Source organism: Butyrivibrio sp. NC3005, from assembly GCF_000424545.1.
GTDB lineage: Bacteria > Bacillota > Clostridia > Lachnospirales > Lachnospiraceae > Butyrivibrio.
In genome coordinates, this window is sequence record NZ_KE384206.1 from 146,316 (window position 1) to 162,325 (window position 16,010).

General features: G+C 35.6%; 11 protein-coding genes. All 11 read right to left on the minus strand.

Annotated features, from left to right (window positions below):
- Positions 1–6: 6 nt before the first annotated feature.
- Positions 7–1,005 (minus strand): rod shape-determining protein MreC, encoded by a 999-nt coding sequence (gene mreC, locus G634_RS19645; RefSeq protein ID WP_081676675.1) that lies wholly within the window; start codon positions 1,003–1,005, stop codon positions 7–9.
- Positions 1,006–2,001, minus strand: coding sequence for a rod shape-determining protein (gene mreB, locus G634_RS0115560; protein WP_026506032.1), 996 nt, complete (start codon positions 1,999–2,001; stop codon positions 1,006–1,008).
- Between the two features lie 23 nt (positions 2,002–2,024).
- Positions 2,025–2,750 carry a RadC family protein gene (gene radC, locus G634_RS0115565; RefSeq protein ID WP_051234131.1) on the minus strand — a complete coding sequence of 242 codons (726 nt, stop codon included), beginning with the start codon at positions 2,748–2,750 and terminating at the stop codon, positions 2,025–2,027.
- A 131-nt stretch (positions 2,751–2,881) separates the two neighbouring features.
- The gene (locus G634_RS0115570; RefSeq protein WP_026506034.1) at positions 2,882–4,189 is read right to left on the minus strand and encodes a methionine gamma-lyase family protein; all 1,308 of its coding nucleotides are present in this window, start codon (positions 4,187–4,189) and stop codon (positions 2,882–2,884) included.
- Positions 4,190–4,232: 43 nt separating this feature from the next.
- Positions 4,233–5,162: a tRNA (adenosine(37)-N6)-dimethylallyltransferase MiaA gene (gene miaA, locus G634_RS0115575; protein WP_026506035.1), complete on the minus strand. Its 930-nt coding sequence runs from the start codon at positions 5,160–5,162 to the stop codon at positions 4,233–4,235.
- A gap of 2 nt (positions 5,163–5,164) precedes the next feature.
- Positions 5,165–7,552: a DNA mismatch repair endonuclease MutL gene (mutL, locus tag G634_RS0115580; protein ID WP_026506036.1), complete on the minus strand. Its 2,388-nt coding sequence runs from the start codon at positions 7,550–7,552 to the stop codon at positions 5,165–5,167.
- Positions 7,553–7,588: 36 nt separating this feature from the next.
- Positions 7,589–10,258, minus strand: coding sequence for a DNA mismatch repair protein MutS (gene mutS, locus G634_RS0115585; RefSeq protein ID WP_081676682.1), 2,670 nt, complete (start codon positions 10,256–10,258; stop codon positions 7,589–7,591).
- Positions 10,259–10,333: 75 nt separating this feature from the next.
- Entirely contained in the window at positions 10,334–11,833 is a 1,500-nt protein-coding gene (gene miaB / locus G634_RS0115590; protein WP_051234133.1) for a tRNA (N6-isopentenyl adenosine(37)-C2)-methylthiotransferase MiaB, read from the minus strand.
- A gap of 73 nt (positions 11,834–11,906) precedes the next feature.
- The gene (gene pepT / locus G634_RS0115595) at positions 11,907–13,178 is read right to left on the minus strand and encodes a peptidase T (RefSeq protein WP_035800415.1); all 1,272 of its coding nucleotides are present in this window, start codon (positions 13,176–13,178) and stop codon (positions 11,907–11,909) included.
- Positions 13,156–13,800 (minus strand): DUF5662 family protein, encoded by a 645-nt coding sequence (locus G634_RS19650; RefSeq protein WP_051234135.1) that lies wholly within the window; start codon positions 13,798–13,800, stop codon positions 13,156–13,158. The genes pepT and G634_RS19650 overlap by 23 nt, the downstream gene beginning before the upstream one ends.
- A 26-nt stretch (positions 13,801–13,826) precedes the next feature.
- On the minus strand, positions 13,827–15,809 hold the full coding sequence (locus G634_RS19655; protein ID WP_051234138.1) for an alpha-amylase family glycosyl hydrolase: 1,983 nt from the start codon (positions 15,807–15,809) through the stop codon (positions 13,827–13,829).
- Between the last annotated feature and the right edge of the window lie 201 nt (positions 15,810–16,010).

The following is a 16,010-nucleotide window of genomic DNA, read 5'->3' on the forward strand; positions in this document are numbered from 1 at the left end:
TACCTCCTAGTTATTCTGTCTATTTTCTGCTTCATCACTACCAGATGATTCCTCGCTACTATTTTCATTTGAATTCTCGCTAGATTTTTTCTTATTAGTGTCAGGAATAATAGAGTCAGTTTCTAATACTTCCTTATCCTCATTTACAGTCTGTTTAAGCGTTGTAATAACAAGAACTTCATCAAGATGTTCAAAGTCAACAGCTGGTGTAACAGTTCCAGATTTAGTCAGGTTATTTGAATCTGATTCAATCGTTGTAATATAACCTATTAATATTCCAGGAAGATACTTATCAGAAATATTTGATGTAACTATTTTATCACTGACAGATACTCTATCCGAATCATCCTTAAGTTTAGAAAAGTTAATAACTCCTTTGGAATAGTTTTCAAGACTACCAGATACAATTAAATTATCAGATGTAGTTAAAACTTTACCACTTACAGCAGAATTATCAGCAATTATAGTTGTAATCTTCGACCAATTCTTACCGATACTTGAAATTCTTCCTACAAGACCGCCATCTGCAATAATATTCATATTTACAGCCAAGCCGTCTTCTGTACCTTTGTTTATAATAAAACTGTGATACCAGTTGCCCGAATCCTTTGCAATGACTCTTGCTCCAACTTTTTTATAGGAAGAATACTTCGCATCAAGACTATACAGTTTTCTAAGTTCCTGAATTTCATACTGATCCTGCGCAAGCTGAGTATTTGCTTCCATTAAATCAGCAACCTGTTTTTTTAACTTATGATTTTCCTCTCGAAGCTTATCCATTGTAGTAAACTTCTCAGCCTGATGTGTCAAAAAGGTTCCAGCTACCGTAGCACCCTTTTGAAACGGCACAACAATTACACCAACAATTGTATTGGATACACCAGAAAAAATGTTGGTATTAATTGTTATCACAGCTAACACTATAGATAATGTTGTCAAAATAAAAAGGAGATATTTACCAGGAATGGTAAATTTCTCTCTTTCTCTTCTAATCACAGAACTCATTTACTCATCCCTTGCAAGTGATTTATATTGATCATCCTTGATTATCTTAGCCAATCCAAAAGTTACAGATTCAACTGGCTCCTCTGATATATTGACATTCAAACCGCATCCATTGCTAATCTGCTGTGCCAAATGGTATACCTGAGATGCTCCGCCAGTAAGGTAGAGACCATGCTTGTAAATATCAGCAGCAAGTTCTGGTGGTGTTTTCTCCAAAGTAGCTTTAATATTATCTAAAATAGTATCAAAGCTCTCTATAAGAGCATTATTTACAAGATCTGTTGGAATCTCACGTTCAATAGGAAGGCCTGTCACAATATCTCTACCATATACTACAGCCGGCTTATTTTCGTTTTCCAAATTTCTAAGTTCCATCTTAACATTTTCAGCTGTTTTAGAACCAATCAAAAGACTATACTCTTTTCGAATTGCAGAACGAATAGAATCATCAAACTTACGTCCGCCAACTTTAATAAGCTTGCTGATAACAATTCCACCAAGTGACAATACAGAAATTTCAGTTGTGTCAAATCCAACATCCACAATAAGAACACCATTAGAATTCTGTACATCAACATCCATTCCAAGTCCGCCAGCAATAGACTTATCTACTACTTTAATTTTCTTTGCCTTAACATTACTATCACGAATCAAATCTGTGAAAGCTCGTGTTTCAACAGATGTAATATCATATGGTGTTGCAATATAATAATCAGCAGGCTTAACACTACCCTTCATTTCCTGAGTAATAAAGCGATTGATTAATATACCCATGTGCTTAATATCTGCAATGACGCCATTACTAAGCGGATATGATACACGAATAGATTCCGGCGTTTTCTCATACATTTCGTATGCTTCATTACCAATTGCACGGATTGTTGATTTATTTTGAATAGCAATCATATTTTTTTCAACGATTGTGCTATCAGTTGCTCTGTTATAAATTTTTATGGTACTTGTTCCCAGGTCAATACCAAATGCGTTATTAGCCAAAGTGGACCTCCTGTAATTATGATTTAATTAAAATCAAGCAATTTATTTTCCCTAAAGCTTATATATTTGTTATCTCCAATAATTATATGATCTTGGAGTATAATTCCAAGCTCTTTTCCAAGTGTGCTTATGCGTTTTGTAATTTTGCAATCTGCGTTGGACGGAGTGGGATCTCCGCTGGGATGATTATGTAAAAGAATAATAGAAACCGCTCCTGCCCGTAATGCAAATTGAAAAATATCACGCGGTTCTATTAGACATCTGTCAGCAGTTCCTTGATATATCACCTTATCACTTTTTAGCTCCAAGTGGGTTCCTAGCGACAGAATACGAAGCTGTTCTCTTTCTTCATGGCGCATCATTTCCATATAATGCTTTGCCACAGTCGTCGGATTATTACAACATAATCTATCATTTTTGCTTGAAACAGACATTCTCCTCGCAATCTCACCTATAGCCTTCAACTGGATAGCTTTAACTTCACCAATACCATTAATCTCACATAACTCTTTCACAGAAAGATGATGAAGTCCATTTAATCCCTTTTCATAGATACTTCCCCTTTTTAAGACTTCCTGACCAATCTCCATCGGAGTAGAGTTCAAAGTCCCACACCGTATTAAAACAGCAAGAAGTTCTGCATCTGTTAAAGTTTCAGGTCCATATTTTCGAAAACGTTCAAAAGGTAGAGCCTCAATACTTGCGCTCCCATCCTGAAGCATATTTGAAAGTGATTTTTTATGACTCAAACTTTTCCTCCTACTATCAAAAGCCTCTCCGGACAGTAGGAATCAAACAATAATTTCCCCATGTTTCTATATTTTACTACAAAAAAAATTTACTGTATAGTTTTTTGGAAAAAAACCTATATAGAAAAATATCATTTGTTTTTCAAATTGACAGTATCTATAACACCTTTATCCTTAAGAGCCTGAACCGTCTTTAAAATACCATACTTTGCATGAGGAAATGTAAGTCCTCCTTGAAAATATACAGCATAAGGAGGCTTTAGCGGACCATCGGCTGATAATTCAATTGATGAACCGGAAACAAAATTACCGGCTGCCATAATAACATTTGAATCATATCCAGGCATTGGCCATGGTTCTGGAGTTACAAAACTATCTACTGGAGAACCCGATTGAATACCTTCGCAAAATCCAACAAGTCCATCTTCTGTTCCAAAAGTAATAGCCTGAATAATATCAAAACGATCTTCTGTTGCGTTAGGAAGACACGAATATCCCAGTCTTTCATAAAGATTTGCTGCAAAAATAGCTCCCTTAAGCGCTGATGCAACTACTATAGGTGCAAGGAATAATCCCTGATAAAACTGCGGAAGAATACCAAGCGAGGCCCCAACTTCTTTACCCAATCCAGGACTAGTAAGACGATACGCTGCATTTTCTACACATTCTTTCTTACCCGCAATATATCCACCAATAGGTGCAAGTCCGCCGCCAGGGTTCTTGATAAGAGATCCTACTACCATATCAGCACCTACATCTGTAGGCTCTATAGTTTCAACAAATTCCCCATAACAGTTATCGACCATAACCAAAACGTCAGGTCTTCTTTCTTTTATGAAGCTAATAAGTTCGCCAATTCTCTCAACAGAAAGTGTAGGTCTTGTTTGATATCCTTTCGATCGCTGGATTGTCACAAGTTTTGTTTTGGAATTAAGAGCCTTCTCAATTCCATCGTAATCAAAACCTCCATCTTCTAAAAGATCTACCTGTTTGTATGAAATACCGTATTCAGCAAGAGAACCCTTTGAAGGACGTATTCCGATAACTTCTTCCAAAGTATCATATGGTTTTCCGACTGGAGAAAGAAGCTCATCGCCTGGTCTAAGATTACTCATAAGAGCAAGTGCAAGTGCATGTGTTCCACATGTTATCTGCGGTCTTACAAGTGCATCTTCAGTATGAAAAATATCTGCATATACCTTTTCTAAAGTATCACGACCAAGATCATTATAACCATAACCTGTTGTTCCCATAAGACAAGCTTCTTGAACCTGAGCTTTTTGCATAGCATTTATAACCTTAAGCTGATTATACTCTGCCACCTGATCAATTCTCTCAAAGCGCTCTTTTAAAGAGTTGCAAATCATTTCTCCATATTCATATACATCAGCAGAAATACCCATTTTCTCGAACATCTTTGCTTTATTAAATTCTGACATATAATTCACTTCCTTATTATACAAATTAAAACAAAACTATAATTCACCAGTTTAATTTAGAACATATAGCTTTAAGCACAAGCGCATCTTCTCTATTATAAGCCTTCTTGTCAAGCCATATTACATCTTTTTCTCTTCTAAACCATGTAAGCTGTCTTTTGGCAAAATGTCTTGTATTTCTTTTTATAAGATAAATTGCATTTTCAAGATTTGTCTTGCCATCTAAATAAGACATTACTTCACGATATCCAAGCCCCTGCATAGAGGTCATATCATTAGTAACTCCAAGTTTCTTAAGATTTTGGCATTCCTCTACCAGACCATTTTTTATCATCTCATCAATTCTAACTTCAATTCTTCTATAAAGTTCGTCTCTATCATCAGTTAGAACAAAATATCTGAAATCGTAAGGCGATGTGCGTTCATGCTGCTCTTTATTATGCTCTGAAATTTTCTTTCCGGTTTTCTCAAAATACTCAAGTGCTCTTATAACTCGTTTAACATTTCCCTCTGGAATAGCCTTTGCTGACTCAGGATCAACCATAGATAATCTCTCATGCAAAACAGAGGCACCTTCAGTTAGCGCAATCTGCTCTAATCCTTTTCTAAAAGAAGTATCAGCATCAGTCTGAGTAAAATCTATATCATACAATACAGCCTGAATATAAAAACCTGTTCCACCCACAAGAATAGGAATATGCCCATTTTGATAGATCCTTTTCATAGCTTCTTTTACTTTTTTCTGAAAAAGAACAACATTAAATTCTTCAGTAGGCTCTAATATATCAATCAAATAATGAGTTACGCCTTCCATTTTCTCAGGTGAAATTTTATCTGTTCCTATATCCATGTGTTTATATACCTGCATAGAATCAGCAGAAATAATCTCTCCTCCGATTTTCTTTGCAAGTTCTATAGACAATTTTGATTTACCAACAGCAGTTGGTCCCGTTAAAATAACCAGTTTATTCATACTCAATCCACAACGCGCTTAAAACGCTTTTCAAGTTCATATTTACTCATCGAAATAATTGTCGGTCTTCCGTGTGGACAATTATAAGGATTTTCCAAAGTCAAAAGTTCATCAATAAGTGCTTCCATCTCTTGAACAGACATTCTCATATTTCCTTTCACAGAAGCTTTACAGGCCATGCTGGCAATCTTGTAATAAATTACATTAGGCTCTCTATGTCCACTATCATGACTCATTTCTCCTAATATATCTAAAAACATCTCTTTTGCATTATCACATCCAAACAAATCCTGAGGAATCGCCCTCATAGCATACTCTTTTCCTCCAAAATGATCTATTTGAAAACCAAGATTAGAAAAATAATCTTCAAATTCAAGATATATCTCTTCCTCCTGTGCAGAAAAAGTCATAATTACAGGAGGATTAACCATCTGACTACAAACATTCTTATTTTTAAAAGAAGCCATCATGTGCTCAAAATTCACCTTTTCATGAGCCGCATGCTGGTCAACAACATACAATTTATCCTTGAATTCAAGAATCCAATAAGTGTTGAAAACCTGGCCAATAATCTTGTACTGCCTTCTGTTATCGCTCGTGAGCATCTTTTCTTCTTCATCGAAAAGCTTCATTTGAACAGGCTTTTCAACAAATGTGGTCGCACTCTTCTTTAAAATAGGCGAAGAATACTCAGATATATTGTCAAGAGGTTGTCCTATCACTTTCCCTGTAAAATTACTGTTTTCAGGAGAATTCTCTTTATTATCAGATGCTTCTTCTAAGGAAGATAACAAATCTCCATCCCTATTAGATTCTTCTAGACCTTCTTTGTTTTCATAAGCTGCTTTAACTTCTGTTAAATTGGCAGTATCTGTAACATTTATAAACTCGCTTCTATTTTCATCATTTTTAATAATCGTATTATCTTTATCAGATTCAAATAAAAACAATTCTGTTTTGTTAGGCAAAGAATTATCATCTGTATCTTTTTTATTTGACCAAATAGGATTTATATCATTATCTTCAATCCTAACCGGCTTAATATCGACATTTTCAGCAAATACAGGTTTGCTTTCTTTTTTTTGCTGCTCAGTAAAGCGAGAAGTTTCAAATGGTTCAGCTGATTTTTCTTTTACCTGATTATTTTTAATTTCTGAAAAATCTTCTTCATTTTTAACATAATCATTAGTAAAACCGCCACCAATCTGTTTTCCGCTTAATTCAAATTCGCCATGAAAACTTCCTGGAGCCTTTTTATCAACATGATACGTTCCATTTTTCTTAAATTCAGATTCAGTACCAAAAAAATCAATGCTTCCATCTGGATTTATCTTAGCCTTCTTACTAAGCGCAGCTACTTTCAAATCTTCTTCTTCATCACGAAGCGCCTCTGGAATCATTTCATGATTTCTCAAAGTTTCATCAACATGAATCCTTATAAATTCAAACAATTCATGTTGATTTTGAAACTTTATCTCCATCTTGGATGGGTGAACATTAACATCAATCTGATCTGGATCCAGCCTAAAATGCAAAACACAAAATGGAAACTTATGCTGCATCAAATACTGTTTGTATCCTTCTTCGATTGCTTTAGACATTACCCTATCTTTAATATAACGACCATTCACAAAGAATATCTCATAATTACGATTAGACCTGTTAATGGAAGGTTCTCCAAGATATCCTTCCATCACAATGCCGCAAGATTCAACCTTTATTGGAACAAGTGCCATTGAAACATCTCTACCATAAATTCGATATATAAGTTCTTTCAAATCACCATTACCATTTGTATGAAAACGGTCGTCTTTATTATTGATGAAATGAAAAGAAACATTTGGATTATCCAGCGCCAAGTGTTCCATAAGATCAGCTACATAACTTGCTTCAGTACGTGCTGATTTCAGGAACTTTTTTCGGACTGGTGTATTAAAAAAGAGATTTCTTACAATGATAGTCGTTCCCTTTGGTGCTCCAACTTCTTCACACTCTTTTTCTTCTCCACCTTCAATAATATATCTTGTTCCTGTTAAAGACTTAGAAGTCTTGGTAATCATTTCAACCATAGCAACAGATGCTATACTTGAAAGTGCCTCCCCTCTAAATCCTAGAGTATTTAGGGTAAAGAGATCCTCTATTCTTTCAAGTTTGCTCGTTGCATGACGCAAAAAAGCTTTTTTTATCTGACTTTCTTCGATTCCATCACCGTTATCCGTAATCCTGATAAAATCAATTCCGCCATTATGTATTTCAACTGTAATCGCAGTAGCACCTGCATCCATTGCATTTTCTACCAGCTCCTTAACAACACTGCTAGGTCTTTCTACAACCTCACCGGCCGCAATCTGATCAACTGTGTTTTTATCGAGAATATGTATTTCAGCCATGTGCAACTCCTTATAGGTGTAAGATGTCAATAACTATTAGTCATTAACTGCTTTATTGCCCTTCCATCTGTTCTTCAAATCATTTTGAAGTTTGTATAAAGTATTAAGTGCATCCATAGGTGTTAAATTGGTCACATCTATAGACTCTAATTCTTTCAATATATCTTCGTCTTTATAAGTATCAAACAAGCTCATCTGACCAAGATCCACAGTATCGTAATGCTTTACTTCAGTCTTGGAAACTTTCGTATTTTTGGCGCTTATTGCTGCTATTTCCTGAACTTTATCAGTAATATCACTATCTACAAGCTGCGCACAGATTTCCTTAGCTCTATCAGTAACCATGTCAGGAATGCCTGCAAGTTTTGCAACTTGAATACCATAACTTTTGTCTGCACCGCCCTTGATAATTTTTCTAAGAAAAACTATATCATCACCTTTTTCTTTGACAGCAATGCAATAATTGTTAACTGAATCAATCTTTCCTTCAAGTTCTGTCAATTCATGATAATGTGTCGCAAAAAGTGACCTTGCTCCAAGATATTTCCTGTTAGCGATATGCTCAATAACTGCCCAAGCAATTGAAAGTCCATCATATGTAGAAGTTCCACGGCCAATTTCATCAAGAATAAGAAGACTCTTATTAGTAGCATTTCTAAGAATATTAGCAACTTCATTCATCTCCACCATAAAAGTAGACTGGCCACTTCCAAGATCATCACTTGCACCCACACGAGTAAAAATTCTATCTACAATTCCAATTTCTGCACTTTGAGCAGGAACAAAACTTCCTAGTTGTGCCATTAAAACAATAAGTGCTGTCTGACGCATATACGTGGATTTTCCTGCCATATTAGGACCGGTTATAATCGCAATCATATGCTTTTTATTATCAAGATAAGTATCATTAGCAATAAACATATTTGACTGATCCATCATCTGTTCAACAACCGGATGACGTCCTTCGCAAATATGAATTTTTCCCTTATCATTAAGAATTGGCTTTGTATAATGATTTCTTTCAGCAACAAATGCAAGAGAACAATAAACATCCAAAAGAGCAATTGCTTTGGCAGTTTTCTGAATTCTTTCCATTTGAGCAGCTATTTTATCTCTGACCATGCAAAAAAGCTCGTACTCAAGACCATTAAGCTTATCTTCTGCATTAAGAATAGTATCTTCGAGTTCTTTTAATTCTTTAGTTGTATAACGCTCACAATTAGTAAGAGTCTGTTTTCTTTCGAAGTTTTCTGGTACAAGATTCTTGAAAGAATTCGTAACTTCAAACGCATACCCAAATACATTACTGTATTTGATTCTTAGATTCTTAATTCCTGTTTCTTCTTTGACTCTAGATTCAAGTTCTGCAAGCCATTGTTTTCCATTTGCTCTTGCCTGTCTAAAATTATCAATATTCTCATCAAAACCGTCTTTTATTATTCCACCCTCGCGAATAACCAAAGGTGGTTCTTCAACAATCGAAGAATCAATCAATTCATATATATCTTTAAGTTCATCAATATTATCAAAAACATTTTCAAGTTCAGAACAATCCTTTAAGTCTTCGAGAGCAATTTTTATAGCTGGAAGCATCTTCAAAGAATTTCTAAACGACAATAAATCTCTTGGATTTGCTGTCTTATAGCTGACCTTACTCATAATTCTTTCAAGATCATATACCGGTGTAAGATATTCTCTGATTTCATCTCTTGAAACAGCATTATTAACAAGACTTTCAACTGCATTCTGCCTTAAAATCATTTCATCCAGATCGATAAGTGGCTGCTCAATAAAATTTCTAAGCATTCTAGCACCCATTGCGGTTTTTGTCTTATCAAGAACCCACAAAAGAGTTCCTCTTTTTTGCTTGTCTCTCATTGTTTCTACAAGTTCAAGATTTCTACGAGTTGAAGTATCTAAAAGCATAAACTTACTGGTCAGATATGGAGTTATGTGCGTAAGATTGGTCAAATCAGATTTTGCCATTTCTCTCATATATGTAAGGCATGCTCCAGCAGCAAGTACGCCTTCATGAAAATCTTCAATTCCAAGCCCGATTAATGAATTAACATTAAACTGCTTCATTATAGCCTTTTTGCATAAATCTTCATCAAAATAATGAGGATCAAGCGGATAAATAGTAATTCCAAGTCTTCCTTTTAAATCATCAAAATCTGCACCACACAAAGAAAACGCTTCATTGCAGATAATTTCCGAAGGCATATACTTGGATATTTCATCAAGCACACCTCGAAGTTTCTGCACCTGAGTAAGATAAAAATCACCTGTTGATACATCAACTGCAGTAATTCCGATACTTTCATCACTATAATATACGCACATTAGATAATTATTTCGTGATTCTTCAAGAGATTGCGTATCAATATTAGTTCCAGGCGTTACTATTCTTATAACTTCTCTTTTAACAATACCCTTAGCTTGTTTTGGATCTTCCATCTGCTCACATATAGCTACTTTATATCCTTTTTTTACAAGGCGAGTAAGGTATGAATCCACAGCATGATATGGAATACCGCACATAGGAGCACGTTCTTCCATACCACAAGCTTTACCTGTAAGCGTCAATTCCAATTCTCTGCTACAAATAATAGCATCTTCAAAAAACATTTCGTAGAAATCACCTAGTCTATAGAACAAAAGACAATCCGGATTTTCCTCTTTCGTCTGAAGATAGTGCTTCATCATAGGTGAAACTTTATCTATATCCGGCTTAACTGCCAACCCTTCAGGGATTCCCACGCTTATATCCTGAGTATCCAATTATACGCCTCCTACTTCAGTGCCCATATAATAGAAACCTCTACACTCGTCAAGGTGAACATCTGCAAATGTACCAATTCTAGTTTTATCACCTTTAAAATGAACAAGAGTATTATTACTCATTCTTCCTGTTACAAGACTTTCATCCTGTTCATTTATAGATTCAATCAAAACTCTTTGAACAGTTCCAGTCCACTTTCTAGCCTGAGCATGAGCATTTTCCTGGACAGCCTTCAACACTCTATCAAAGTTTCTCTTAACATCTTCTTCTGAAACCTGATTTTCAAAAGAGGCAGCAGGCGTTCCAGTACGCTTACTATATATAAATGTAAACGCATTATCATACTTAACTTTATTAATAAGATCGATAGTATCATCAACATCTTTATCAGTTTCACCTGGGAAACCAACAATAATATCAGTAGTAATCGCAACATCAGGAAGCTGCTCTCTTATTCTGGTTGCAAGTTCAAGATAAGATTCCTTAGTATATTTGCGATTCATACGTCTTAGAATTTCTGTACTTCCAGACTGGCATGGAAGATGAATATGACGAGCCACCTTTGGATTATCTCTTATTACATCAATAAGTTCCTGTGACAAATCTTTTGGATGAGGAGTCATAAATCTTACTCTTTCAATTCCGTCAACTTTGCATACCTCTGCAAGAAGCTGAGCAAAAGAAATAGGATTCTCAAGATTCTGACCATAGGAATTAACATTCTGACCAAGAAGCATTACTTCCTTAACACCATCAGCAGCAAGATGCTCAATCTCTCTTATGATATCCTTAGGTTCTCTGCTTCGCTCTCTTCCTCTAACGTATGGAACTATACAATACGTACAGAAATTATTACATCCAAACATTATATTTACACCAGATTTGAACGGATATTTACGCTCAATAGGAAGATCTTCTACAATCTCAGTAGTTTCCTTCCAAATATCAATAATCATTCTGTCTGATTCAAACATGTAGCATAACAGTTCTGCAAATTTAAATAAATTATGTGTTCCGAAAATAAGATCAACCTGTCTGTAACTCTTACGAATCTTTTCAACTGCGACTTCTTCCTGCATCATACAACCGCAGACAGCAATTTTCATATGTGGATTTTTTTTCTTCAAACTACCGGCATATCCAAGTCTTCCGTATACTCTCTGATCAGCATTATCACGAACGGTACATGTATTATAAATTACAAAATCTGCCTTTTCATCTTCTGCTTCATCATATCCAACACATCTTAATACACCCAGAATCTTCTCAGAATCACGAGCGTTCATCTGACATCCAAATGCAATGCTGCAAGCCTTAGGACGTCTTCCAAGTTCTTTTGCTAGCTCATCAACATAATTTCTTGCTTTTTTTATAAAATAGTATTGTCTTTCAGGCTCGTTTATAGGTACTGGTCCATTTAAATCAGAGGCATTAATCATTGCCTCCATATTTTCATCAATCTTATAATTTGAATTATTGCTTATTGTAACTTTATTCATAAATATCTTTCTAAAAAAATCCTACTGCAAGACCCTAGTATAGCTTAGGGTCTTGCAGCTTATTAACATTGTTTCAATTTTCAAAATCAGCATATAGCTTAACTATATTTTCAAGAATTTCCGTAACTTTTCTCATTTCTGGAATTGATGCATACTCATATCTTCCATGGTAGTTATAACCACCTGTACAAAGATTTGGACAAGGAAGACCTTTGAAAGAAAGCATTGCTCCATCTGTGCCTCCACGAATAGGATTCTCGATAGACACAACTCCTGCCTCCTTCATTGCAAGGCGTGCATTTTCAATCAAATGCATGTGAGGACGAATCTTCTCAATCATGTTATAATAACTATCTTCCATAGTAAGCTCAACAGTTCCTTCGCCATATTTATCATTAAGGAACTCAACTATTTTCTTAACAAGCTTCTTCTTATCCTCAAACTTATCCATATCATGATCTCGGATAATATAATATACAACTGCCTTTTCACAAGTTCCCTTCATAACAGTGAGATGGAAAAATCCTTCACGCTTCTCTGTGTACATAGGATTCTGCTCCTTTGGAAGCATTGACTGAAACTCATATGCAACTAAAGTAGCGTTTAACATCTTGTTTTTGGCATCTCCAGGGTGCACACTTCGACCATTAATTACAAGTTCAACCTCAGCAGCGTTAAAACATTCATATTCAAGTTCACCAAGTTTACCACCATCAACTGTATAAGCAAAATCAGCTCCAAAGCGCTCTAAATCAAAATGCTTTGTACCTTCACCAATTTCCTCATCAGGAGTAAACGCAACACGTATTTTGCCATGCTTAATATCCGGATTTTTCAATAGTTTCTCGCAAAGAGTCATAATCTCAGCTATGCCGGCCTTGTCATCTGCACCAAGAAGTGTTGTACCATCTGTTACAATAAGATCTTCTGACTTATGGTTATAAAGTTCAGGGAAGTCAACTGGAGAAAGAACAATCTTCTTTCCACTGTCCGGATCTTTCTCGCAAAGAACGATATCACTTCCATCATAGTTTTCAACAATTCTAGGATTTACATCTTTACCGCTTACAGCATCAGATGTATCCATATGGCTGATAAAACCAATTGTAGGGGCTTTCTTATCTTCCAGATTTGATGGAATAGTAGCATAAACATAGCAATGCTCTTTGTCATAATAAACATCGCTTGCTCCAAGCTCTGTCAGCTCATTATACAAAAACTTTGCAAGTTCATGCTGTTTCATAGTGGAAGGTGATGTGCCGGTATTTTCATCTGACTGAGTATCAAATTTAACGTATTTAAGAAAACGGGAAATCACGTCTTCATTTTTTATTTCGTTTGTCATAATTTTCTCCTTTAATGTCTGTGTTTTTTAAAAATACATTCTTAATATATGAAAAGGTTTTTTCTTCACCCTCATCTGCAAGCATATATAAAAACTTTTCAAGCATTTCCTGAGTATAAGGATGCATAGGCACCCCCTTTTTCTTAGATGCAAGATAATACTCTAATGGAGAAGATGATGTATACTTTTCTCCCATATAAATCTTGCAGGCGGCAACCCTGTCAGCTACCATTTCTGCAATATATCTATCAGGCATTTTACAAGGCAAAATACCATACGGCTTGTCTGATGCTCTGCAAGAAAAGTCTATCCAATATTCAAAATGGTGCTTGTTTCTTCCTTTGTGATGAAGCCACGCCTTTGAAAGACCATATATTTCTCGTTCTTTCGCATTAGGCGAACGAGTTCCTTGATAAAACCTGCATCCTACCCAAAATTCAGTAAATGAATACTTAGATAAATCATGCGTAAGTCCCTGATAATAAAGTCCCATTTTAAAACAATGCTGACACACTTTTACCTTGTGCTGTGTTATTGTTTTAAAATGTCTCCATACATTAATAAGCCTTAGCCTTGGAATTTTCACTTCAGCTATGTTTTTACTATCATTTATTTGTTCCATTTAAAGCCTCAATTTCCAACCTGCCTTTAAAAAAAGCTTTTCTCTGTCCCATGTCTGCCTTTACGTTCAGGCATAGGCATCCCATCTGATACAAACACGCAAATACTTCTGTCCTGAAGAAGATATTCTTGCTGAGACTTAAGCTCTGCCGGAACCTCATAACAAATCTTGTCAAAACTTTCACCTGCAGTATCCATTAGAAGTTTCCAGTTACATCCCTTCGGAAGAACAGGAAGTGCAAAAAGCTTCTTTTCCCAATGCATATTATAAGCCACATAAATGCTTGCGGAATCCATATCATTTTGAACATAATTTCCACAATAGAGCATTCCAATAGTATGACTATAGGAAGACAAATCCGGTCTCCACGCTTCGCTTCCGTGATAAGAAAAATCCGGATAACCACATGCCTTATAATCTATCTGCCTAAAAGGTGTCTCTGACCTAATCATCGAATACTTTTTTCTAATTTCAGTCAAAAACTTCACATAATTGGTCAAATCAACATTCTTTGCCGCCTGATTCCAACTTATCCAGCCGATTGAATTATCCTGACAATAAGGATTGTTATTACCATCTTGTGAATTACCGAATTCATCACCTCCATAAAGAGCTGGAACTCCCTGAGACAAAAATACAAGTGCAAGAGCATTTCTTATCTGTTTATTTCTTAATGAAACAATAGATTTCTTCCTGCTCTTTCCTTCTACTCCGCAATTCCAGGTTTCATTATCATCAGGTCCATCAGCATTACCTTCACCATTTGCCTCATTATGCTTATGTTCGTAAGTAACCATATCAGCAAGACAAAATCCTTCATAATTAGAAATGTAATGAAGATTCGCATGATCTTGTCCAACCTCCTTGGATATCCTAAGAAAATCTGACAAAATATGGTCATCGCCTTTAAGGAAATGTCTTGCGGTATACAAAAAATCGTCTCTGCATTCGCACAAATTTCTCTTTCTAGGCTCAATCTGACAACCATTATAAATTCTTCCATAATCAAAACCATAGTCAAGAATCTTCACATCAGCAAGAAGCGGTTCTTGAGCAATTACAGTTGAATTAAGATTTTTGCCCTTAAGATGAAAGCCGTCAAGATGATACTCTATTCTCCAAAAACGAAGAATATCAATCACTTCCTGAAGATACATATCTTCCGTGAAAAAAAACTGTGCAATAACCTCAATTCCAGCTTTGTGGAAGCTGGCAACCATTTCCTTAAACTCGACAATTGGATCACTGTCTTTACAAGCGTAACAGCTTCGAGGAGCGTAATAATAAGCCTTCTCAAATCCCCAGTAATTGAGTTTATTTGAATTAGAAGCACTTTCTGCCTTTAAAACGCCATTATCACTGAACATCACACTACTTTTAACTATTCCTGGCGCGTGTCCAACTCTTCTGAAACGTTTAGGCAAAACACTAACCTGCTCAGCAATAGGCATAAGCTCAATTGTCGTAACACCAAGAGATTTCAAATATGGAATCTTAGAAATAAGCCCTTTAAAAGTACCTCTTTTTGCTGCCTCAACACTCTTGTCCTGCATAGTGTATCCACGAACATGAACTAAGTAAAAAAAACTTTGAGAAAAAGGAATCTGTGGCCTCTCATCCCTCTTCCAATCGTAACTTGCAGTATCATCAATTGCGCTGTAAATAGCAGAATCAGGAATAAAATTCCCAAATTTCTCAAGTCCATATATTCTACGAGCGCTAGAATCGGGAAAGCACTTTCCATCAGCAACAACCTGATATGCATTAAAATCATCATCAATACCACTTATCTGTGCCGAATAAATATCACCAAAACGACATGAGTCATCAAAAGAAATTATCTCTTCTTTTTCAACTTCCCACTTATCTTTTTTGAACAAGAGTTTTATAAGCTTAATTCCACAACCTGTTGCTCTGCGAAAAACTCCGCTATAAAGAAATGTTGATCCCTGTCTACGAAGTCCAAGTGGATACGGGCCAGCAGGCATTATTTTATAATTTTTTATCATTTAACTCCCATGGTCAGGTACATAATCCCAACATATTTTTTCTATAAAGCCGGCAATAACATCTACAGCTTCAGTATTTATAAGATTTTGTCTGCTTTTTAGGCAGTAAAAAATCATAATCGGTACTAGTATAACACATTTTCTTTTTTAATAACAACACTATCTCACAGCATAAAAATACCAGAGAACGTTTTAAATTCT

Bases quoted from the DNA above. Each gene is read 5' to 3' on its own strand.
- miaA (WP_026506035.1), bottom strand. From the start codon at position 5,162: ATGAATAAACTGGTTATTTTAACGGGACCAACTGCTGTTGGTAAATCA.
- G634_RS19650 (WP_051234135.1), bottom strand. From the start codon at position 13,800: ATGGAACAAATAAATGATAGTAAAAACATAGCTGAAGTGAAAATTCCA.
- pepT (WP_035800415.1), bottom strand. From the start codon at position 13,178: ATGACAAACGAAATAAAAAATGAAGACGTGATTTCCCGTTTTCTTAAA.
- mutL (WP_026506036.1), bottom strand. From the start codon at position 7,552: ATGGCTGAAATACATATTCTCGATAAAAACACAGTTGATCAGATTGCG.
- miaB (WP_051234133.1), bottom strand. From the start codon at position 11,833: ATGAATAAAGTTACAATAAGCAATAATTCAAATTATAAGATTGATGAA.
- mreC (WP_081676675.1), bottom strand. From the start codon at position 1,005: ATGAGTTCTGTGATTAGAAGAGAAAGAGAGAAATTTACCATTCCTGGT.
- G634_RS0115570 (WP_026506034.1), bottom strand. From the start codon at position 4,189: ATGTCAGAATTTAATAAAGCAAAGATGTTCGAGAAAATGGGTATTTCT.
- mutS (WP_081676682.1), bottom strand. From the start codon at position 10,258: ATGATGAAGCACTATCTTCAGACGAAAGAGGAAAATCCGGATTGTCTT.
- G634_RS19655 (WP_051234138.1), bottom strand. From the start codon at position 15,809: ATGATAAAAAATTATAAAATAATGCCTGCTGGCCCGTATCCACTTGGA.